Origin of the sequence: Holtiella tumoricola (assembly GCF_027857615.1) — a bacterium.
GTDB classification, from domain to species: domain Bacteria; phylum Bacillota; class Clostridia; order Lachnospirales; family Cellulosilyticaceae; genus Holtiella; species Holtiella tumoricola.
On record NZ_JAQIFT010000040.1, the window covers coordinates 177,602 to 198,480 of the forward strand.

21 protein-coding genes and 1 pseudogene are annotated in these 20,879 nt (G+C 35.9%); all 22 read right to left on the reverse strand.

Annotated features, from left to right (window positions below; genetic code table 11):
- Nucleotides 1–7: 7 nt before the first annotated feature.
- The 22 genes and pseudogenes from PBV87_RS09810 to PBV87_RS09915 all read right to left on the reverse strand — a co-directional run bounded on the left by PBV87_RS09810 (nt 8) and on the right by PBV87_RS09915 (nt 20,776).
- Nucleotides 8–274 carry a hypothetical protein gene (locus PBV87_RS09810; RefSeq protein WP_271012104.1) on the reverse strand — a complete coding sequence of 89 codons (267 nt, stop codon included), beginning with the start codon at nt 272–274 and terminating at the stop codon, nt 8–10.
- Nucleotides 274–477, reverse strand: coding sequence for a hypothetical protein (locus PBV87_RS09815; protein WP_271012105.1), 204 nt, complete (start codon nt 475–477; stop codon nt 274–276). Before PBV87_RS09815 ends, PBV87_RS09810 begins: the two co-directional genes overlap by 1 nt.
- Before the next feature lie 153 nt (nt 478–630).
- Complete coding sequence (locus PBV87_RS09820; RefSeq protein WP_271012106.1) at nt 631–1,221, reverse strand: hypothetical protein; 591 nt, start codon at nt 1,219–1,221, stop codon at nt 631–633.
- 72 nt (nt 1,222–1,293) lie between these two features.
- Nucleotides 1,294–2,253 (reverse strand): methyl-accepting chemotaxis protein, encoded by a 960-nt coding sequence (locus PBV87_RS09825; protein WP_271012107.1) that lies wholly within the window; start codon nt 2,251–2,253, stop codon nt 1,294–1,296.
- An 11-nt stretch (nt 2,254–2,264) separates the two neighbouring features.
- Nucleotides 2,265–2,729 carry an FIST C-terminal domain-containing protein gene (locus PBV87_RS22880; RefSeq protein ID WP_271012174.1) on the reverse strand — a complete coding sequence of 155 codons (465 nt, stop codon included), beginning with the start codon at nt 2,727–2,729 and terminating at the stop codon, nt 2,265–2,267.
- Nucleotides 2,718–3,401: pseudogene (locus tag PBV87_RS22885) on the reverse strand (FIST N-terminal domain-containing protein); the annotation flags it as partial. The pseudogene PBV87_RS22885 and the gene PBV87_RS22880, both read right to left, overlap by 12 nt.
- A gap of 71 nt (nt 3,402–3,472) precedes the next feature.
- A complete protein-coding gene (locus PBV87_RS09840; RefSeq protein WP_271012108.1) occupies nt 3,473–4,840 on the reverse strand; it encodes an MATE family efflux transporter in 1,368 nt (455 codons plus the stop codon).
- A 121-nt stretch (nt 4,841–4,961) separates the two neighbouring features.
- Nucleotides 4,962–5,255, reverse strand: a complete 294-nt coding sequence (locus tag PBV87_RS09845) for a Dabb family protein (protein ID WP_271012109.1) — start codon at nt 5,253–5,255, stop codon at nt 4,962–4,964.
- Nucleotides 5,256–5,279: 24 nt separating this feature from the next.
- Nucleotides 5,280–6,236: a D-2-hydroxyacid dehydrogenase gene (locus PBV87_RS09850; protein WP_271012110.1), complete on the reverse strand. Its 957-nt coding sequence runs from the start codon at nt 6,234–6,236 to the stop codon at nt 5,280–5,282.
- A 29-nt stretch (nt 6,237–6,265) separates the two neighbouring features.
- Nucleotides 6,266–7,408, reverse strand: coding sequence for a glycerate kinase (locus tag PBV87_RS09855; RefSeq protein ID WP_271012111.1), 1,143 nt, complete (start codon nt 7,406–7,408; stop codon nt 6,266–6,268).
- A gap of 18 nt (nt 7,409–7,426) precedes the next feature.
- On the reverse strand, nt 7,427–8,344 hold the full coding sequence (locus PBV87_RS09860) for a sugar phosphate isomerase/epimerase family protein (RefSeq protein WP_271012112.1): 918 nt from the start codon (nt 8,342–8,344) through the stop codon (nt 7,427–7,429).
- 49 nt (nt 8,345–8,393) lie between these two features.
- Nucleotides 8,394–9,326: a transketolase family protein gene (locus tag PBV87_RS09865; protein WP_271012113.1), complete on the reverse strand. Its 933-nt coding sequence runs from the start codon at nt 9,324–9,326 to the stop codon at nt 8,394–8,396.
- Nucleotides 9,323–10,156: a transketolase gene (locus tag PBV87_RS09870; protein WP_301335072.1), complete on the reverse strand. Its 834-nt coding sequence runs from the start codon at nt 10,154–10,156 to the stop codon at nt 9,323–9,325. The genes PBV87_RS09865 and PBV87_RS09870 overlap by 4 nt, the downstream gene beginning before the upstream one ends.
- A gap of 1 nt (nt 10,157) precedes the next feature.
- Nucleotides 10,158–10,811: an aspartate/glutamate racemase family protein gene (locus tag PBV87_RS09875; RefSeq protein ID WP_271012114.1), complete on the reverse strand. Its 654-nt coding sequence runs from the start codon at nt 10,809–10,811 to the stop codon at nt 10,158–10,160.
- 15 nt (nt 10,812–10,826) lie between these two features.
- Entirely contained in the window at nt 10,827–11,648 is an 822-nt protein-coding gene (locus PBV87_RS09880; RefSeq protein WP_271012115.1) for a sugar phosphate isomerase/epimerase family protein, read from the reverse strand.
- A 16-nt stretch (nt 11,649–11,664) separates the two neighbouring features.
- Nucleotides 11,665–12,693, reverse strand: a complete 1,029-nt coding sequence (locus tag PBV87_RS09885) for a PdxA family dehydrogenase (RefSeq protein WP_271012116.1) — start codon at nt 12,691–12,693, stop codon at nt 11,665–11,667.
- 247 nt (nt 12,694–12,940) lie between these two features.
- Entirely contained in the window at nt 12,941–13,915 is a 975-nt protein-coding gene (locus tag PBV87_RS09890; RefSeq protein WP_271012117.1) for a tripartite tricarboxylate transporter substrate binding protein, read from the reverse strand.
- An 18-nt stretch (nt 13,916–13,933) separates the two neighbouring features.
- Nucleotides 13,934–15,457 carry a tripartite tricarboxylate transporter permease gene (locus PBV87_RS09895; protein ID WP_271012118.1) on the reverse strand — a complete coding sequence of 508 codons (1,524 nt, stop codon included), beginning with the start codon at nt 15,455–15,457 and terminating at the stop codon, nt 13,934–13,936.
- Between the two features lie 11 nt (nt 15,458–15,468).
- Nucleotides 15,469–15,912 carry a tripartite tricarboxylate transporter TctB family protein gene (locus tag PBV87_RS09900; protein ID WP_271012176.1) on the reverse strand — a complete coding sequence of 148 codons (444 nt, stop codon included), beginning with the start codon at nt 15,910–15,912 and terminating at the stop codon, nt 15,469–15,471.
- A gap of 344 nt (nt 15,913–16,256) precedes the next feature.
- A complete protein-coding gene (locus PBV87_RS09905) occupies nt 16,257–18,188 on the reverse strand; it encodes a sigma 54-interacting transcriptional regulator (RefSeq protein ID WP_271012119.1) in 1,932 nt (643 codons plus the stop codon).
- Nucleotides 18,181–19,482 carry an RNA polymerase factor sigma-54 gene (gene rpoN, locus PBV87_RS09910; RefSeq protein ID WP_271012120.1) on the reverse strand — a complete coding sequence of 434 codons (1,302 nt, stop codon included), beginning with the start codon at nt 19,480–19,482 and terminating at the stop codon, nt 18,181–18,183. The genes PBV87_RS09905 and rpoN overlap by 8 nt, the downstream gene beginning before the upstream one ends.
- Before the next feature lie 280 nt (nt 19,483–19,762).
- Entirely contained in the window at nt 19,763–20,776 is a 1,014-nt protein-coding gene (locus tag PBV87_RS09915; RefSeq protein WP_271012121.1) for a glycoside hydrolase family 18 protein, read from the reverse strand.
- Nucleotides 20,777–20,879: the final 103 nt, after the last annotated feature.

Here is a 20,879-nt window from a genome sequence, read left to right on the forward strand (position 1 = left end):
ACTTGATTTATATTATCTGTTTGGATGTATTTAGTATATCTGATTTTCTATTTGAGCGACGTTGCCAGAGCAACAAAATGATAAAGGGCTTATTAGGCAAACCTGCATTCAACAAAGCTTTAATCTGTTCTTCAAATAAAGTTTTGCTAACACCTATACTTATCTCTTCTTTTGTAATACCTATTTGATCCTTAATCTGATGATACATGAGAACTGGAATATATTTTTGCTGATATGTAGGTTGCTGATTGATGGAATAGTCCTTTGATTTCATTAATACCTTGATGAAAAAGACTTGGGTCCATTCGTTAGCTCCGCCTTTGCTGTTTCTCCATCTAGCTTTAGTGGTATATTTATGTTTTCTTGATTTTGATTTGTAACTTGGTAAATCTCCATATCCATCTTTTCACTTATTTTAGCGCCATATACATTTATATTAATAAAGATGAATAATATAATCCACCAATATTTTTTCATAGAGTTCCCCCTTAGCTGAAAGTCTTACTTTTTATTTTATTTTAGAATTACAAATATAGACCTTTAAATAATGTATGGAGTAAAATTATATAAAAAAGAAGCTATTACTCTAATGTAATAACTTCTTTTAGGAGCCACTCGATTCCATATCCTTTAACCTTGTTGGTCAAATAAAAGTCCTTCTCGTTGGCTAGCCTTTACATCTAATTGTACACAACCTGTTTTACATCCCGCTTGTTCTGCTTCTTCTTTGGCCTTTTCTATTGCTGCCATCTGAATGCGAACTTGAACCTCTGATAAAAATCCCTTTTGAGCCATTCCAACCACTGTCCCCATTGCTGCAGATAAAATGTTTTGTCTTGCACTTTCGGTTTTAGCATGTTGTAAACGTTTTTTCAGTTGTTCACCTTCTTCTTTTGCACGATTTGCCTCACGCTTAAGATCAGGATAGCTTTCATTAATAAATTGTTCTTCTTCTGGTGTTAGACTTTCACCTTTAGCAATTTTGATAGCAATTGCTTCTGCACGTCCCATCTCCATATAAACTTCAGCATAAAAAGCTTGTGACTGAGCAACTTCATAATGATTTAATTTCTTATATTCTTCTTCTGATAATGTTTCAACCTTTATACCGCTTGCTAACTTTTTTTGAATAGAAAGAATCTCTTCACTAGGTTGCATACCATAGTACTTTTTACTTGAATGAACTTGTTGAAATAGATTAGGATAAATTGTTTGAATCATTATTATAACCTCCAATAAAATTTATGCTGTTATAAATTTTATCGACATTTTTTACTTCTTCAAAATAGTTCTTTATCGTTTCTCTTTTAAAAGATTGTCTAACTGCTGTAAGAAATCTATAATTTCACACATTACAATTGACTTTTTACTAATTTTGGATTTTAAATTTTTAAGCTTATCACCGAATGTTTGTACCAAGTCTGTTATAGAATGTACCCCTTGGACCGCACCATTAAGATTCTTTCTTGTCCACTCTATTCCACTTAGAATCTGATTGGTAAAGTTTTTTACATCATTAGCACTATGAGTCATTTGTTGAAAATTCTCTTGTACTGTTTGAGCTGTTTTTACATTCTCTTGAATGGCAGATTTAGATGACTCAATTTCTTGACGTAATGTTTCAATACTCTTATTAATCGATCGAATACTCTCATCAATCCCTTTTGCAAGTTCTGTTGTGGAATTAGAGAGTTCTCTTACTTGGTCTGCAACTACTGCAAAACCTCTGCCAGCATCGCCTGCACGTGCGGCCTCAATAGATGCATTCAGAGCTAAAAGATTTGTGCTTGATGCAATGCCTGTAATATTACTAGACATTTGTCCGATTTGGACACAATTTTGTTCTAATGTTGTAAAGGCACCTGATATAGCATCCAATTGATGGCATGTTCCTTGAATTTGCTGTGCCAAGTCATTCATTTTTAAGTCAGCCTCATAAACAGTCTGCCCAGATTGTTCCATTACGCTATCTATTTGATTGGCTGTATGGTGAAACGCTGTAAAATCAGTATTCAATTGTTCAATCATCTGATTAATACGGCTAATTTCCACAAAGGTCTCTGCAATATCTTCTATAGCTTGTGTTACTTCTACCTCTTCATCCATATATGCTTCTATTTTCTTTTCTATATGATGTACACCATACCTTAAATGAGGCGTATGATCCTCTTTTTCATATACAACCTTCTCATCTATAGATGTAGGTATTGCTTGTGTATCTAATTGTTTCTTTTTTAATCTTAGCCACTTCATGATTCTCTCTCCTATTCAAATACAGCTATAATCATTGTTTGATTAAAATGTTGGTGATCAAGTTGTTCACCATATCCTGAAAAGCCTACATAGTTACCAAGAGTCTGTCCCATTTCTCTTGCAAATTGATCAAGATACCCTTGTGATTCAAATAGTAAAGAACGTGCTAAACAATGGACAACTAAAGCCAAAGATGGCTTAGGTACATCTTGGTGAATACGTTCCATAGTTTGTTTAATAACATTTTTATAGTTATCTGGTTCTAGTAAAACCATTTGAGAATTTTTATAGACACGTGCATGATACGCCATGCCCTTTTGTTCAACGACTTCTTTATTGGCAGTAATGTACATATCATTTCCAATCATTCTCCCCATAGGATAGCTATCTAAATAGCTCGGCAAATGTTGAAGGTCTGTTCCTAATGCTTGAGCAACTTGAGGTGCCGCTGGCTTACCATCATACTCATAAACAATACGATTGCGAACATCAACCTTTGTTGCTATAAAATGATGAGCTGTTGGTTTATAAATATTTTCTTGATAAAAGTGTATTTTCCCTCCTAAATTTTTCAATATCACGAATATACAGGCTTTTTCATATACCTTCCCATTATAAGATACTAGTGTCTTTTCAGCTTTTCCTTCATCCCCAGCTGTCCCACCAAATATAGGAATTTATCTTGGGTTCAAAACAGAATTTAATGTAGAAAGCACTAACTCCTCACAGCTTATTAATCCTGTTGTAAAAGTTAAACACATAGTATTGGTAGATGTACCTATAGATTCTACACACGCCTCTATACGTGGCACATATTTGATAGGATATTGATCTACTTCCTCAAGAACATCACCATAACACTCTATTCCTTCTTCAATTCCAAGTACTAGTATGCCCTCTTTAGAAATCCCCTCTTTGCAAAAAGATGCAAACGTTGTAGAACCTATAACTAAACAGTTCGGAAATTTTTCTTTAATACCTATTGTATAGGCGTCAAAGTTTCTTACACTTGAAAAGAATAAAATCAGTTTAGGATGCTTAAGTTCTCCAATTGCTTCATTTATACTTTGCTGTACATCTTGATGTGTACTTCTTCCCATTTTATACTTCATATGACACTCCCTTAAATTACAAAATATTATAACCATATAGTATATTTTTGTCGAATTTTAGTCAATAGTATAATTTATTACTCATCATAAAAAACTTCCTAAAAATATTACATCTCTAGGAAGTTTTCTGCCAACCCGTTTAGTTCTTTACGTACAATCACTACCATTGTTGTAAAACAGGCTAATCCACCAATAAAATTAGAGATAGGCTCTGCAATAAATACACCATTCACACCTAGTGCAAAGCATTTTGGCAAATATAAGGTAAGTGGAATCACAATAATAGCTTTTCTAAGTAAGGAGAAAAAAATAGCTTGCTTTGATTTGCCTAATCCTACGAAAACAGCCTGTGCCGAATGTTGCAAAGCCATCATAAAGAAGCCAAAAAAATAAATTCTTAAAGCAAATACACCTGCCTCTATCAAATTAGAATCTTGATTGAAAAGTTTAATGAAGAAGGTTGGAAACAAATGAATACAACACCATGCCAAAAGGGTGTAACCTATACAAGCAGCAACCATAAACTTAATAGCGCTTTTTACTCGCGTAGTAAGTTTAGCACCATAGTTATATCCAATTATGGGTTGTGTACCATTACTAATTCCTTGTAAAGGAAGCATAATAAATTCTCTGACTGTATTAATAATAGTCATTACACCTACATATAAGTCGCCACCATAAGTTTGCAAGCTTGCATTACAAGCCATTTGTACACCACTATTTGTAATAGACATCATAAAGCCAGAAAGACCTAGTGTAAGTATTTTTTGAATCCTTCCCCAATCTAATTTAAAATATTGAGTTTCTAAGGTTATACTTGCACGTTTTCCCGTCAAGAACTTAAAAATCCATAAGGCAGAAAGAAACTGAGAAATGATTGTGGCAATAGCAGCTCCCCTTATCCCCATATGTAAAAAGAAAATCAATATAGGATCTAAAATAACATTTGCAACTGCACCAATAAGAATGGTAAACATACCAACTTTGCCAAACCCCTGTGCATTAATGAAGTTATTCATCCCTAAACCAATCATCACAAATATACTTCCTAATAAATAAAACGTAATATACGCATTGGCATAAGGCAAAGTAGCTTCACTTGCTCCTAATAAATAAAGTAAAGGTTTCTTAAAAAGGAGTCCTAACAAAGTAAGTATAATACCTAGACAGCACAATAGAACAAAGCAGTTACCCATAATATATTTAGCTTCTTCTTCCTCCTGTCTCCCTCTTGCTATAGAAAATAACGGTGCACCTCCCATACCAATCAAGTTTGCAAAAGCAATAATCATAGTAATAATAGGAAGTGCTAGACCTACTCCTGTTAAAGATAAGGTAGCTTGTTCTGGAATTTTACCAATATAAATTCGATCCACTACACTGTACAAGACATTAATGAGTTGTGCCAGTGTCATTGGGATTGCTAACTTAACTATATGGCTTACTATGCTTCCTTTTGAAAAATCATTCTCCATCTGCTTCCTCCCTTTACCCCTATGTCTAAGTACTGCAAAAAGGGTTCTGAAATTCCTCTCTCTCAGAACCCTACTGCTAGCTATTTATCTTATTTCTGATGTCATGTTTACTCACTCCAGATTAAGATTCAAAATCTACAACTGCTCGTTCTACTGTAAAAGGTCGTACGTAAGTATTGGCTACTTCTTGATGCTTTTCATGATCTCTATAAGAGATCAGTGCTTCCTTACTTTCAAACTCTGAATAAAGAACTGCATCATAAGCTTGTTTTGAAGCATTGTAGTTAATGCCTACTTCTAAATGAATCAGTCCATCAATCTGGCCATTTAAATTTTCTAACCGTTCTTTTATGTTTTTAAGTACGTCTTCCTTTGTTTGAGAGACTACACGCCACATAACAATATGTTTAACCATACGCTCCTCCTTCTTGAATGAGATTTAAGCATTAACTACATTGGTTGGCTGACCTTCTAAGTAACTGCGTAAATTATCTACAGCAATATCAAAAAGACGTTGTCTTGCTTCAATAGGTGCCCATGCAATATGCGGCGTTAAAATACAATTTTTAGCTGTTAAAAGAGGATTATCTTCTAAAATAGGCTCTATACATACAACGTCTAATCCAGCGCCACCTACTTTTCCACTATTTAAAGCTTCTGCCAAATCTTCTTCATTAACAAGTGGACCACGTGCTGTATTGATAATCATTACACCGTCTTTCATTTTAGCAATATTGGTTTTATTAATGATTCCTGTGTTATCTGCAAAAAGTGGGCAATGTAAACTAATGACATCTGACCTTCTAAAGAGTTCATCTAACGCAACATATTCATATCCCTCTGCTACAAGTGCTTCATTTACATATTTATCATAGGCAATCACTTTCATACCAAGTGCTTTTGCAATACGCCCTGCTGCCTGCCCATTGCGTCCAAATCCTACAATACCCATTGTCTTCCCGGCAAGTTCAATAAGTGGGTAGTTCCAGAAACAGAAATCTCCACTTTCTTTCCATTGTCCTTTGCGAATAGCCTGATCATGTGCTGCAATATGATGGCACATTTCAAGAAGAAGTGCAATTGCAAATTGACCTACTGCATCATTACCATAGGCTGGTACATTGGATACTGGGATTCCTTTTTCTTTAGCTGCTGCAATATCAACCACATTGTACCCCGTTGCAAGTACACCTACCCATTTGATTTGTGTTGCTTCAAAGACTTCACGACTTAAAGGTGTTTTATTTGTAAAAACAATTTCAGCATCTCCAATACGGTTAATGACTTCCTCTTCAGGTGTGCGATCATACACTGTAACCGCACCAAAATCATGTAAGACCTCCCAACTTAAGTCACCTGGATTTAATGTATAACCATCTAATACAACGATTTTCATATGAATAACCTCCTATATTTTTCTTATTTTTAGTTTAAATGTTTTCCTACTTCTATGAAACGCATCATACGTTCTGCCGCATCTTGTAACAATATATCTACATTTTCAATAGCTTCCTCTAAAACCATTGGTCTATTAGTAAGTGGCATAATGCTTTGGATGTGATGATCGTATACTTTAGTTGCTCCTATTCCCATGCCACCTACAATGGCCACTACTGGTACATTAAAAGGCTCTACACGCTTTGCCAGTCCAACGGGTACTTTACCATAGATGGATTGCCCATCCATATTCCCTTCTCCTGTAATGACAAGATCCGCTTCTTCTAAATACTTTTCAATCTGAACCATATCTAGTATGGTATCAATACCCGAGTGTAACGTCGCACCACAAAAAGCCATTAGTCCCATCCCAAGTCCACCTGCTGCCCCAGCTCCTGGTACTTCATGATAGGAGCTACCTTCTAAAAGGTGCCCAACAGCCTTTGCATAATTCTGCATGCCCTTTTCTAAGTATTGAACCATCTTGGGTGTGGCACCCTTTTGTGGGCCATAGATTGCTGTTGCACCTTCTGGTCCACAAAGTGGATTTTTCACATCACATGCTACTTTAAATTCTGTTCTAGCAATTCGTGGATCTATTTCACTCTTATCAATTCTATCAATATACGCTAAACCTTTTCCACCAACAGGTATAAGTTGACCCGTCTTATCTAAAAACTTTACGCCTAGAGCCATGGCCATCCCAACGCCGCCATCATTGGTTGCACTACCGCCTATACCTAAGACAATTCTGCTAACCCCTCTATCAAGAGCTGCTAAAATCAATTGTCCTACACCATATGTAGAGGTTTCCATTGGATTACGTTCCTCATTTGATAGAAGTTGTAATCCTGACGCTTCTGCCATTTCTATAAATGCTGTTTCCTTATCTATAAGCACATATTTAGCTTCCACACACTTACCTAAGGGACCTTGTACTTGTAAAGTTACTTTTTGCCCTTTACTTCCTATTAAGATAGCATCCACTGTACCTTCTCCACCATCTGCAATAGGTACTTTAACAATTTGGGTATCAGGCTTTACACGCCTGATGCCCTTTTCTATACTTTCTGCTACACATATTGCACTACTACTGTTCTTAAAGGAATCGGGTGCAATGACAATGCGCATCTTATTCACCTCTTTCTTCTAGAGTTTTCCCCATGCTTCATTTAAGGTACGTTTTGCATTGGCAACAACAATATCTGGATCTTCATCTCCCCATGGTTTCACTTCAAAGCTTACAATAGGAGGATTGGTTTCATTTAAAAAACCAATATCCATAAGCACTTTTAAGTACGTTGTAAGTTCATCCACATCATTTTCACTATTAGGGAATCCAAATCTTGGGTGTGCATCTCCATAGGCTTCCATATCGGCATCTTTACATACCGCATTTCCCATATGTGCATGCACAATATAATCTTTGATTGGTAAAATCGCTTCTTCGGCTGTCTCTCTTACAAGAGGTAAATGGCTTAGGTCTACCATCAAACCAAAGTTGTCATGAGTTTTTCTCATATCTTCTGCATAGCGACGTGCAAGTTCTACTGGACCAATTAAACTCTTTTTATCTACATCATAATCAAATACTTCTAAAATCACTTTCATATCACCTTTAGAGGCTGCATAGTCACAAAGTTCACGAGTTGAAGCAAGAAGCTTTTCATAGCTTGTTTCTTTTGTAACTTCCTCATACTTACCAGCTAAGAATGCAAAACCTTGTGCACCCATTTCATATGCTTCATCAATACCTGCTTTAAGATTATCTAAAGCGATTTGACGTTTTTCTTCATTTAAATCATTAATATTTTGCCCTGTTGTAAGTAGTCTAGGTTGACCACCGTACCCTATAGCCATATGACTTGTCTCTAGCATCTTCTTGGCTTTGTTACGTGTTACTTCATCCTTAATCCAAGTGATTTCAATAGCATTAAAATAGTCATCACAGGCTACTTTTTTAATAGCCGATAAAATCTCCTCCTCATTATCCCCTTTCATAGTTGTTGGATAAGCCATAAAGTAAATAAGACCGACCTTCATATATTTGTACATAGATTCATTCATTTTCTTTTCCTCCTCGAATATGTTTTTTCATTAAATTTATTGAAATGGATTAATTTGTACGTATTAATGTTATTGCTTCATGTACAATACTTGTTGCATCTAATCCATATTTACAAAGTAAAGCTTCATAATCCCCGGATTCTGTAAAACAATCTTGAGTGCCCATACGCTTTACAGGTACAGGGTAGGTTTCGCTAAGTACCTCACATACTGCACTTCCAAGGCCTCCATTAATATTATGTTCTTCTACAACAAGTACTCTACCTGTTTGCTTAGCACTCTCTACAATAAGTGCTTGGTCAATAGGCTTAATGGTATGGATATTAATAACTTTAGTTGTAATGCCTTCATTTTTTAGTATTTGGCTTGCTTCAAGTGCTTTGCTTACCATGACGCCTGTTGCAATAATGGTTAAATCCTTCCCTTCTTCTAAAACATCTCCTTTACCTAACTCAAAAGGTGTGCTTTCATCATAAAGGATAGGTACTTCTGCACGGCTTAGACGGAGATAAACAGGACCTTCTAGCTGAGCTGCAACTTTAACTGCTTTTCTAGCTTGCACACCATCTGCTACAGAAATTACTGTAAAGTTAGGAAGGCTTCTAAAAAAGGCTAAATCTTCTAGAGCATGGTGGGTTGCCCCATCATAGGAATCAGATAACCCTGCATAAGCACCTGCTACTTTCACATTGAGCTTGCCATAGGCAATGAGACTTTTAAGTGGATCTGCACCACGCCCTACCATAAAAGTAGCAAAGGTATTAACAAAAGGAATATATCCAACAATTGAAAGTCCTGCCGCCATACTAATCATATTGTTTTCTGCTACACCCACATTGATGAAGCGCTCTGGATACTGTTTACCAAATACACCACTTTTTGTCGAACTCGATACATCTGCATCAAGTACTACAATTTGTTTCATTTCTTCTCCTAATTCACAAAGGGCATTCCCATAAGCATCTCTTATTGATTGTTTCATACTTCCACCTCCAACTCTTTAAGAGCAGTCACATATTCTGCATCAGATATTGGTTTACCATGCCATATATTTTTACCTTCCATAAAGGAGATACCTTTGCCCTTTACCGTATGTGCCAAGATTAAGCTTGGTTTACCTTCTATTTCTTTAGCCTCATCAATAGCTTCTGAAAGGGATGTAATATCATGTCCATTAGCTTCAATAACCCTAAACCCAAAAGCCTCCCACTTTGCCTTAATATCTCCCATTGGCATAACTTCTTCCGTGGTCCCATCTAGCTGTACACCATTGGCATCTAAAATAACAACTAAATTATCCAATTTAAATTTAGCTGCGGACATGGCTGCTTCCCATACAACACCTTCTTGAATTTCCCCATCACCCATGAGTACATAAACGTGACGATCTATACCTTGCATTTTTAACCCTTTTGCAATGCCGCATCCTGCACTGATTCCAAGTCCTAAAGGCCCTGTAGAAACTTCTACACCTGGTGTTGTCTTAGAGCAAGGATGCCCTTGAAGCATACTATTAATTTGTCTCAAATTTTGAAGTTCTTCTTTATCAAAAAATCCTTTTTCTGCTAACGTGAGGTACAACATAGGTGCTGCATGACCTTTGCTTAAGATAAAATGATCACGCTCTGGATTCTGTAAATTTAAAGGTGTAATATCCATCTTGTCAAAATAAAGTAAAGTTAAGATCTCTGTGCAAGATAAGGAGCCCCCTGGATGCCCCGTTTGAATCTTATGTAAAAGTTCAATAAGCTCTTGTCTAAAGCGATGATTCATTTGTTTTAAATGGTCAACTTTTGCCACCTCAATCGCCATATTAAACACCTCCTAGGTATTGTTTTAAATTTCTTATAAATAAGTTGGGACTTGATAACACAGGTAAATTCAATTCATATCCTAAACTCTGCCTTGCATTTTCCATTGATGCTTGTGCCAGAATCACTACATCTTGCTTGGGCACAAGCTTTAATGCCTCTAATAATAAAGTGGCAAAGCGTTCATGTTGATTGCTAAAAAGTGCCTCACCTGCTCTTTCTACCAATATAGGTGTAATGTGAATAACTTTTCCCATGTCATATGCAATCTGCTCTAAATGATGGAAGCTTGGCAGCATCGTTGTAGGTGCTGTTCCAATAAGGGTAATATCAGTACCTATTTTACAAGCCTCCTCCATCATCGGTTGATCAATCTTTAAGATAGGTAAGTGGGTTTCATCTTTTACCTTTTGTAACAAGTCACCTAAGCTTGAACAGCTACTAATAATTAGGTTTACTTGCTCTCTCTCAAATTTTTTGATATGGGCTAAGATGCGTTTTTCTTGCCTCGGTGTAACCTTATTTTCTTCTTTCATCCAACTTAAAAGCTCTTCATCTAATATATGTACGAAATCTACTGGCCCTATTTCCTCTACAATAGTTTGAGGAAACGTATCTAGGACTGATTTCACGGTGTATAGAACACCTATTTTCATGACATCACCTCATTTCTAAAGGTTTGCAAGTATAGGTTTAATCTTTCTAATGGTACCCTCAGCAGCTTCTAACTGATTGGGTAATTGATAAATTTCTGTACAGATAGGCCCATCATATCCTGCAGTTTTTAAACTTCGTAAAATTTTTGTAAAGTCAAAACCTCCCATACCTGGATAGCGACGATTATTATCTGCGATATGAACATGGATGTTATGGTCTTTACCTTGTTCAATAGCCTCATAAATATCTCTTTCTTCTATATTAAGATGAAAAAGATCAAGCATTATTTTAAGAGAATCACTCCCCACTTCATTGCATACTTTAATCGCTTCATCTACTGTATTGATAAAATTGGTTTGCAAATAAGTAACAGGCTCAATAGCAATCTTCACTTTTTTCTTTTCACCATAGGCTGCAATCTGCCTAAACGCTTCTAAGGCATACTGATAAGAAAGTCCTCTAGGAATACTGTCTACATACTGGCCTCTGACACGCCCAATATTAATATTTGCACCAAAATATGAAGCAAAATCTATCATTTCTTTTACACGGTGAATAGCTTTTGTACGAATTTCTTGCTTAGGATCTGTAAAGGTAAGCCCTTGCTGACCATAAATTTCTCCTGTACAAACAAGGACAATGTCTAAGTTATTTTTGCAAGCTACTTTTTCTACATATCCCCAATCTAGAGCCATCGGATTAATGGTCATAAACTCTACCCCATCAAACCCCATATCTCCTAATGTTCCTAAAGAAGTTTCTAAGTCACCTTGAAAAGCTGTAACTGAAGGAGAAAGTGTCACATCAGGTGTTGCAACTTGATAACATAGTTTCATCTTTCCACCACCTCCCTTACTTAGCTTTAAGACCAAGTGCTAAACTTGCAGTCATTTTGATTGCATTCTCCATAGCATCTGTTGTCGCGATACCTTTACCGGCTATATCAAAGGCACTACCATGAGCCGCTGTTGCAATAGCTACTGGTAAGTTTGCATGAACGGTAACCCCATATTGGAAACCTTTAAGCTTTAAAGCAATTTGCCCTTGGTCATGATACATAGTTACAGCAGCATCAAATTCATCGTTGAAAGCTTTAATAAAAAGAATATCTGCAGGATAAGGCCCCATTGCCTCAATCCCTTCTTTTTTCGCTTTTGCTATAGCTGGTAAAATGACATCAATCTCTTCCCTACCACAAGTACCATTTTCACCACCATGAGGATTAAGAGCAGCGACACCTATACGTGGAGAAACATTTCCTGAAAAGACTAATGTATCATGTGCCAACTTAATAGCATTAAAAATAGTATCTATATTTAAGTGACTAGCAACATCTTTAATTGGAATATGGCTAGTTACACGAGAAGTCCAAAGCTTATCTAGAACATTGACCTCACAGGTAAGTTCCTCACGATCAAAATAGCGCCCAAACAACTTATTTTCGCTTTCTAGCGTATAGCCGCCAGCTTTAAGAGCTGCTTTGTTAAGAGGAGCAAAGGCAAATCCATCTATTTCTTTCCTCTTACAAAGTTCAAGTGCCAACATCAACATGTCACCTGATGCCTTTCCTGCGATAGCACTTACTTCACCTAATGGAACCTGTTCAGGATCCACATTGTATTGGTCTAATATATAGTAAGTATTTTCTGCTTTTTGTACAGTGTCTAATTCTGAAACACTTTTTATCGTTTCAATCTGAAACTGACCTTTTATCACTTCTCTTGCTCTTTCAAAAATACGTCTATCACCAATAATAATAGGATCACAATAACATTTGACTTTATTTTTTTCACATAATCCTGCAATAAGTTCTGGTCCAATACCACAAGCATCTCCTAATAAAATCCCAAGCCTTGGTTTATCTTTTTTTAACGTTTCCACGTACACCACTCCTTCTCTATTTTTCCCCTTTTAACTCCCTGCTTTATCTTTATATAGAGCAAATAGAGTGCCAACTTTTAAAATGAGATAAAAAAGATTTTTTGCTTTATTCTAGGTACTTTATCCATTTTCACCATGTTTCATGTTTCAATGTGATACATTTCTTGAAACACCTAAAACATATGTACATAAAAATAAAGCTACCACATGTGATAGCTTTATTTTTATGTGTGACGAGGAAGCCACCTTATTTATTAAGCGTTGCAAGGTAATCATCTTGATATTGTTTCATAAATGTCGCAGCTTCTTCAGCTGTTAAGAAATTTGGAATAAGTAAGTATTTATCTAAGTAATCCACTTGCCATGATTCAGATTCTGCTACTTGTTTAAGAGCATTGCTCCAGAAATCTACAGCTTCTTGTGGCATATCCTTTGGTCCAACTACACCACGCCAAACAGGAACTTCTGCATCTTCATAACCAAGTTCACTAAGTGTTGGTGCTTCATCAAATGGTGCATTAAAGCGTTCTGTTGAGAGCGCTAATACAGGAGTCATATCACCTGATTCTACATATTGTACTGAAGCTGCTGGTTTACTAATACATAGGTCAACATGACCTCCAAGTAAACCTGTTATTGCTTCTGCTGTAGAATCATACATTACGTATGAGATTTGATCTTGTGTCATTCCTACACACTCAAGAAACTTTTCAAAGGTTGCAATATCATCCCCCTTAGAACCACCTACTACAACATTTTCGCCTTTCTTAGCGGCCTCAAGGGCTGCTTCCATGGTTGGATACTTAGGATTTTCTCCTACGAACATGAGTTGTTTATCTACTGCCATTACTGCGATTGGTGTAAAATCTTCAATACGAAGTTGGGTATTTGTTACCATTGGTGTAAGGTCTCCACTATTAAAAGTAAGGAGTGTATGTGCATCCCCTTTTGTCTTACTTACACGACTACGTCCTACTTCTCCACCACCATCGGTTTGATTGTTTACAATAAAAGGCTGATCTACTAATTTTTCTTTCGTCATAATGTCTGTGATGACACGTGTGTAAATATCGCTCCCACCACCTGGACTAGAAGTAACTACCCATTCAACGTTTTTAGTTGGTTTGAAAGTACCATCTGATGAAGCTTCTTTTGCTCCACAACCTGTTAAACTGCCCATTGCCAAAATCCCTGCTACCACCATCATAAACCCTTTTCTCATTTTACTTCCCCCATTCTTTTATTGGCCTTGTGCCATTGAATTATTTTTAGAATTTTTCACTTTCTTAATAATCGCTTTTACAATAGGTGTACAAATAATCAAGAAGAAGATAACCATTAAAACCGCTGAGATTGGTTTTTCAAAGAAAATCATCGGGCTACCTTTTGAAATAATAAATGCACGACGTGTATTCACTTCTAATGTTTTAGCAAGTACCATTGAAAGGAGTAATGGTGCAATAGGATAATTATTTTTTTCTAATAAATAACCCAATACACCTGCTAAGAACATAACAATAACACCAAACATAGAGTTACTTGTACTATAAGCTCCAACTACGCAGATAACAGAAATCGCTGGGATCATGATTTTTACAGGTACAGATAATATCTTCATAAGCCATGGAATAATGAGAAGTGCAATACCAAGTGTAATCATATTGGCTAAGAATAAAGAAGCAATAAGCCCCCAGGCAAAATCCGGATTAGTTTCAAAGAGCATTGGTCCTGGATTGAGTCCCCACATCATAAGTCCACCAAGTAGAACAGCACCTGTTCCTGAACCAGGAATACCTAAAGCCAACAATGGTGCAAAGGCTCCAGCGGCTGCTGCATTATTTGCTGCTTCACAAGCGGCCACTCCTTCAATGGCTCCCTCACCAAGCTTCTCTTTATTTTTAAAACATTTTTTTTGAATAGCATATCCCATAAAAGAACCTGTTGTTGCACCTGCACCAGGTAATACGCCTACAAATGTACCAAGAATACCTGATCGAAGGGCTGGAAATAAAAGACGTCTACCTTCACCTTTTACAAACCAACTATCTCGAAGACGTATTTTCCCTTCTACCTTTTGTTGTTTATCACGTTCTGACATAAGTTTAATCACTTGTGAAAAACCTACTGCCCCAATAACTAATGGTGTAAATGGAATCCCTCCAAGTAAATGAATACTGCCAAAGTCATAGCGTGGTGTACCAAGTACAGAATCCATTCCAATACTTGCAAGCAAAATACCAACCAATGTTACAATAACCCCTTTTGTTGGATTTTCACCTACAAGCCATGTAATAGATGTCATAGCAACTAATAAAAGAGCAGCCATTTCTGCTGGGCCAAACTTTAGCCCTATGCGTGCTAAAGCTGGACCAATGAATACTAAAATACACATTCCTATAAGTCCACCAATGAAAGACGAAAAGTTAGCTGTTAAAAGCGCTTGCCCAGCTCTCCCCTTCTTAGCCATTGGATAACCATCTAATGTAGTCATAACAGCTGGGCTATCTCCTGGAATATTAAGTAAAATAGCACTATATGAACCACCATACATGTTGGAATAATAAATCGCACCTAACATAATAATGGCTGTTGTAGGGTTGAACTTAAAGGTAAGTGGTAAAAGCAATGCAACACCTGCTAATGATCCAATCCCAGGCATTGCTCCAACAATGATTCCAAGTGCTGCCCCTATCATGGCTGCCCCTATATTTTGAGGCGAAAGTGCTACCATAAAACCTTCTAACAAAAATCCGACATTCTCCATCTCTTTGCCCCCTATCCTAAAATCCACTCAAAAATGATACCTTGTGGGAATGGAATATTTAGCCATAGCACAAATACACCATAGACAATTGCACCAATGATGAGCGTTACAAGTAAAGTTTGTTTCCAACTACTTTTTTCAAGAACACGAAGCCAAACAACTAAATAGATTAAAACGCTTGGAATCATACCAATTATGTAAGTTGCAAGGATAATGGTCATTACGCCTATAACAGGTAGCCAATTTTCTTTTTCATAAACTACTTTACTTTCCTTAAAAGACTGTATAATGGCAAGTATACTCATAAGAAGTAAAACAATGGCAATAATGACAGGGAAGAATCCCCCCAATGGTCCTTTTTTATCATCCCAAATACCATACTCTACAATACCAAAGTAAATAAATAGAATAGATAAGAGTCCTGTTCCAAGAGGTAACAGGGTTTTTGTATTCACTTTGTTCAAAAAAATCCTCTCCTTTTCTTTCGCCTTCTACAAACTGTTCTTGCTACTAAGCAGGGAAAGGGATGTAGCAAAACACACTATGCAAAAGTACGAATAGAATTGTATTTTTTTATATCTTCCTATGCATTATTTATAAGCAATTAATGTGCCAACTTTTATATTTTGGTAATAATAGATACCACACTCTATTATTACGGCACTTTTATTAATCTTTCAGTATACCTGTTTCATTTTTAAACATCTTGTTTCATTTTTTATTTTTATGAAACATTTAAATGTTTTAATGTAAAAAAAGAATCCGAATAGACTCATACTGCTACTCAGATTTTATCCTTTTAATCATTATCTTCTATTTCTTTTAACTTTCTCCAAAGGGTGCTTCTACTAATCCCTAGCATTTTAGCTGCTATACTTTTATTGTGTCCTGCTTTTTCTAAGGCTTCTAAGATCGTATAACTTTCAAGCTTATCAATATTAAGTATGGGTTCACGCTGGACATAATGTTTTCCTTTTACCGGTTCCCTTTTAATGATATCTAGCATTTCGCTTTCAAAAGATACTTGTGCAATAAAATCTTCATACGTAATCATTGAATACTCACTTAATACAACGAGCCGTTCACAGATATTTTTAAGCTCTCGTATATTCCCCGGCCACCTATATTCCATAAAGGCTTGTCTAGCGTCTTCTTCTATCCCTTCAATATGCTTTTCAAACTTCAAATTAAATTTATTAATATAATACTCAGCTAGAGCTAATATATCATCTTCTCTTTCTCTCAGTGGTGGAATTTTAATATTCAATACATTGAGACGATAAAGTAAATCTCTTCTAAATTCGCCTCGCTCTACTTTCTCACCTAAATTAGCATTTGTAGCTGTAATGATACGCACATCTATAGGAATCACTCGGTCATCGCCTACTCTTCTGATTTCCTTTTCCTCTAGTACTCTTAGCAATTTTGCTTGTAAGCTTAAAGATACTTCATTAATCTCATCTAAAAAGACTGTGCCACCATGAGCTAGTTCAAAGAAACCAACTTTCCCTCCTTTTAATGCACCTGTAAATGCACCTTCAACATAACCAAATAATTCCGTCTCTAGTAAGTTTTCTGGAAGAGCCGCACAGTTAATGGCTACAAAAGGTCCTTCTTTACGGTTACTCGCTTGATGAATACCTTGAGCAAAAAGTTCTTTACCTGTACCCGTTTCACCAATAAGTAGGATATTCGAAGAAACGCTACTATATTTGAGTGCTGCCCCGATGGCTTTTTTTACTGTGCTACTTTCACCTATAATATTATCAAAAGTATACTTCGCTACTAAGCCTTTCTTATGAATGGCTTTACGAATTTCACTTTCTACCTCTTGGATTTTCGTAACCTTTTGGAACATTTTAATTGCACCTTTTACGTCTCCTTTAACTTCTAAAGGAACAATGTTAGTATTAAGAAGTGTACCTTGATATTTAATGACTTTATTCATTTCCGATTTACCACTTACAATCACTTCACTAAGCTTACTATGTGGCATGACATCTTGAATAGATTTTCCGATTAGCTCCATTTGATAAGGAAGGTTTAAAATTCTATAAGCCATCTTGTTCATGGTTGTAATATGTCCAGTCTTATCAACGGAAATAATAGCCTCTGTTGAATAATCCATAATCGTTTTAAAGAGATTAGCTTTATCTTGTTGTTCGATAATCGCGCGTGCTGTATTAATGGCTTCAACAACAGATTTTTCAATGGTTTCTTTTACTGTTTTAATAAATACACAAGGTAGTCCATTTGCATCTGCAGCATTACAGGCCATCAGCCCACCAACAATGACCTCTACACCTTGTTTCTTTAATTCACCAGTCACCATTTTTGCCTCTTGGTCAGATTCAACGGATTGGCATAGTATTTCCATATCACACAAATTGCCTAATTCCTTAACCGCATGAATCATATCCTTCCAACCTACTACTGCTATTTTTTTCGGATTATACAGTGATTTGGCTTCACTAATGGCTCGAATGAGTTCAAACCCAGTTACTCCTATTTCAATAATAGGTTTATTAGGATCCATTTGTTTAATGGTTGCATATGTAATCCCTCTTGCAATAATGAGGTCATAAATACCAATATTTAATTTTTCTGTATCTTCTACACCAATGACATTGGTTAGGTCAATGCTCATCCCCTTAGGTTTATAGAGATTAACAGCTTGTTCTACTTCAAGTTGAATGGCATCATAAGGCACAATAAATAAAATTCTAAACATGCAGCGTCCCCCTCTGGAAAGAACTTCCTATATTTAATTCTTCACGATATTTCACCACTGTACGTCGTGATATTTCAAACCCCATTTCTTGAAGCTTCACCTGCAATTTGCTATCGCTTAATGGTTTAGCCTTATTCTCATTCTCAATCAATTCTCTTAGATGTTCTTTGATACTCTCTTTGCTAACATTTTCCATTCCATTACCCGCAAGCTGCGTGTCCTTTTTCCCTATTGCTGTAGATAGGAAATATTTGAGACTATAAATGCCCTGACTACATAATAAATACTTAGTATTTACAGCACGACTCACTGTAGATTCATGTACACCAATAGCTTCTGCAATATCTTTAAGTTTTAATGGTTTTATGTATTTACTATTACCTGTCTTAAAATAAAGGTATTGGCGCTCTACAATAAAATGTCCTACTGCTAGAATCGTTTTTTTACGCTCTTCTACAGCCTGTACAAGTTTTCTTGCTGCTTGCCATTTAGACTCTAAATAAGCCTTTGCTCCATCATCGTTTTGAGCTTCTTTCATCATATGCTCCCAATAAGTACTTATAGTTACTTGAGGGAGCGACTGACGCTCAAGTATAAGTTCATATCCGTCATTGGTTAAATTTAAAACTAAATCAGGTGTAATATATTGTTCATCTTTAATCCCAAAACCATTACCTGGCTTAGGATTAAGGACCTTGATCAATTGATAATAAGACTTTACTTGTACGGTAGAAATACCTAGCTCTTTTGCCACCTTTCCAAAATTCCCTTTTGTTAATGCTTCCAAATAAAAATCTATCATTCGCTCTAATACTTCATCTAATAATCCTTTTGCATCTAATTGAAACTTAAGGCACTCTCTAAAATTACTACTTCCTACACCAATTGGATCTAAATGATGAATATAATATAAAAGACGATATAATGTTACATCGTCTACTGCCAATATCTTTAAAAGTTCTGATTCATTTTCTTTTAGAAATCCCTGAGAATCTATCATCTTAATGAGTATATGTAATAAATTAATCTCATGATGTGTAAAACGTTCCACATCAATTTGCCCTATAAGATATTCTTCTAATGTTATAGCCTTATCAACGACCTGATTAAAAGCATCTAATTTCTTTTGCTCAATCCACTTACTTTCTACTTCAAGAACAGGATTCTCTTCTGACTGCTTTTCCAAAAAATCAAATAACTCTACATTAGTCATACTTAAAATATTTAGCGATTGTTGCTGCTGGGTCGATATGACTTGCTTTTGTTCTATATTAATAACATTCTTAAGTCCCATATGCTAGCCCCCCACTTTTTGTATGATTTAGTCATTTTAGGCTTTAATTCTGAATTTATTATAACATAACATATAATTAAAACACTATATTCCTGCAAATATTTTATAATCTAAACAAAAATGCCCTATGGCATAAGGCCATAGGGCATTTTCTCCGTCATTCTTCCAAAAAGGGGTTGGAGGAGACTTCATTCAAGTTCAACTTGGGGGAGTGAACTTAACTATATTTTATGTATTATAGTACATAATTGCAATAGTTAATTTTAAAATTTACTCTTTTTTAGGAAATTTTTATCTCACGTGCTATAATATCGAACAATTCTCCCCTACGATCTGCATCATGTACCCAGTAAAAAATACCAGCCATATGATGAGCTTTTGCATAATCACACTTTTCCTTTACAGAGGTAGGATCATCATAAGAGAAAAATGTACTTCCATTAAATAGGAAAGGTGCTCTTGCCGCTTCATCAAAGTATTTGATGTAACCATTTTTATTTTCATAGTGATCAACAATATCTGTGTAACCAGGTCCCCAATTATTAAGCTCTGGTGAAGTTTGGCGATAACCATGATCAATGTCTGGTACATTATTCCATTGTTGAGAATAAAATGCTGCGCCTATTAGTATCTTCTCAATAGGTACACCAGCCCCTACCATTAGATGAATGTGATAATCTGCACTATGAGGTCTAATCCCTTCTCCTTTTGGCTCATATAAGTTGGTGTGGTGACCAGTTACTTTTCCACCTGTATTAGAATCATAAGTCATTAAATTAATAAAGTCTAAGTACTCATGACTTGTCTGAATCTCTGTACGATCTAAATACCACTGTCCACTCCCAGCTGCTGTTGTGAGCCAGTATTTCTTTCCTGTTTTTTCACCTAATGTATCTAAGGCTTTACGGTACGCTGCAAAAAGTGCTGTATGTTGGTATTTCTCCTCTATAATCCCTGTATCACCTGGAAATTCCCAGTCACAGTCAATCCCATCTAAATCATAACGTATTACAATATCCATTGTAGAGGCTACTAATTTATCCATTCCTGCTTGTGTACTTGTGGCTTCCCCATGTCCATGATTGTTACCGCCTCCTGTTGAAACAAGTACATTAAGTTCTGGATTTGCCTTTTTAATACGTTTGAGTTCATCTATTTGCGCTTTATCTAGCTCCATGACTGTAATATCCCCAACCATTGGTGCAAATGCTAAGTTAAGATGTGTTAACGCTTTTGCTTGTTCATCCGTTATCGTATGCATACTTCCTTTATTTACATAACCTACAAAATACATTGTTATACCTTCTCTTTCCGGCTTTTCATTTTGTTATATATTAAGCCATTATTTTCTCTCAGTTAAATTATAACAAATTCATATATTTTAGTAAAATATTTAT

What these genes read in the sequence shown, in the direction of transcription:
- PBV87_RS09810 (WP_271012104.1), bottom strand. Translation starts at nt 274, where the DNA reads ATGAAATCAAAGGACTATTCCATCAATCAGCAACCTACATATCAGCAA.
- PBV87_RS09815 (WP_271012105.1), bottom strand. Translation starts at nt 477, where the DNA reads ATGAAAAAATATTGGTGGATTATATTATTCATCTTTATTAATATAAAT.
- PBV87_RS09820 (WP_271012106.1), bottom strand. Translation starts at nt 1,221, where the DNA reads ATGATTCAAACAATTTATCCTAATCTATTTCAACAAGTTCATTCAAGT.
- PBV87_RS09825 (WP_271012107.1), bottom strand. Translation starts at nt 2,253, where the DNA reads ATGAAGTGGCTAAGATTAAAAAAGAAACAATTAGATACACAAGCAATA.
- PBV87_RS09840 (WP_271012108.1), bottom strand. Translation starts at nt 4,840, where the DNA reads ATGGAGAATGATTTTTCAAAAGGAAGCATAGTAAGCCATATAGTTAAG.
- PBV87_RS09845 (WP_271012109.1), bottom strand. Translation starts at nt 5,255, where the DNA reads ATGGTTAAACATATTGTTATGTGGCGTGTAGTCTCTCAAACAAAGGAA.
- PBV87_RS09850 (WP_271012110.1), bottom strand. Translation starts at nt 6,236, where the DNA reads ATGAAAATCGTTGTATTAGATGGTTATACATTAAATCCAGGTGACTTA.
- PBV87_RS09855 (WP_271012111.1), bottom strand. Translation starts at nt 7,408, where the DNA reads ATGCGCATTGTCATTGCACCCGATTCCTTTAAGAACAGTAGTAGTGCA.
- PBV87_RS09860 (WP_271012112.1), bottom strand. Translation starts at nt 8,344, where the DNA reads ATGAATGAATCTATGTACAAATATATGAAGGTCGGTCTTATTTACTTT.
- PBV87_RS09865 (WP_271012113.1), bottom strand. Translation starts at nt 9,326, where the DNA reads ATGAAACAATCAATAAGAGATGCTTATGGGAATGCCCTTTGTGAATTA.
- PBV87_RS09870 (WP_301335072.1), bottom strand. Translation starts at nt 10,156, where the DNA reads ATGGCGATTGAGGTGGCAAAAGTTGACCATTTAAAACAAATGAATCAT.
- PBV87_RS09875 (WP_271012114.1), bottom strand. Translation starts at nt 10,811, where the DNA reads ATGAAAATAGGTGTTCTATACACCGTGAAATCAGTCCTAGATACGTTT.
- PBV87_RS09880 (WP_271012115.1), bottom strand. Translation starts at nt 11,648, where the DNA reads ATGAAACTATGTTATCAAGTTGCAACACCTGATGTGACACTTTCTCCT.
- PBV87_RS09890 (WP_271012117.1), bottom strand. Translation starts at nt 13,915, where the DNA reads ATGAGAAAAGGGTTTATGATGGTGGTAGCAGGGATTTTGGCAATGGGC.
- PBV87_RS09895 (WP_271012118.1), bottom strand. Translation starts at nt 15,457, where the DNA reads ATGGAGAATGTCGGATTTTTGTTAGAAGGTTTTATGGTAGCACTTTCG.
- PBV87_RS09905 (WP_271012119.1), bottom strand. Translation starts at nt 18,188, where the DNA reads ATGTTTAGAATTTTATTTATTGTGCCTTATGATGCCATTCAACTTGAA.
- rpoN (WP_271012120.1), bottom strand. Translation starts at nt 19,482, where the DNA reads ATGGGACTTAAGAATGTTATTAATATAGAACAAAAGCAAGTCATATCG.
- PBV87_RS09915 (WP_271012121.1), bottom strand. Translation starts at nt 20,776, where the DNA reads ATGTATTTTGTAGGTTATGTAAATAAAGGAAGTATGCATACGATAACG.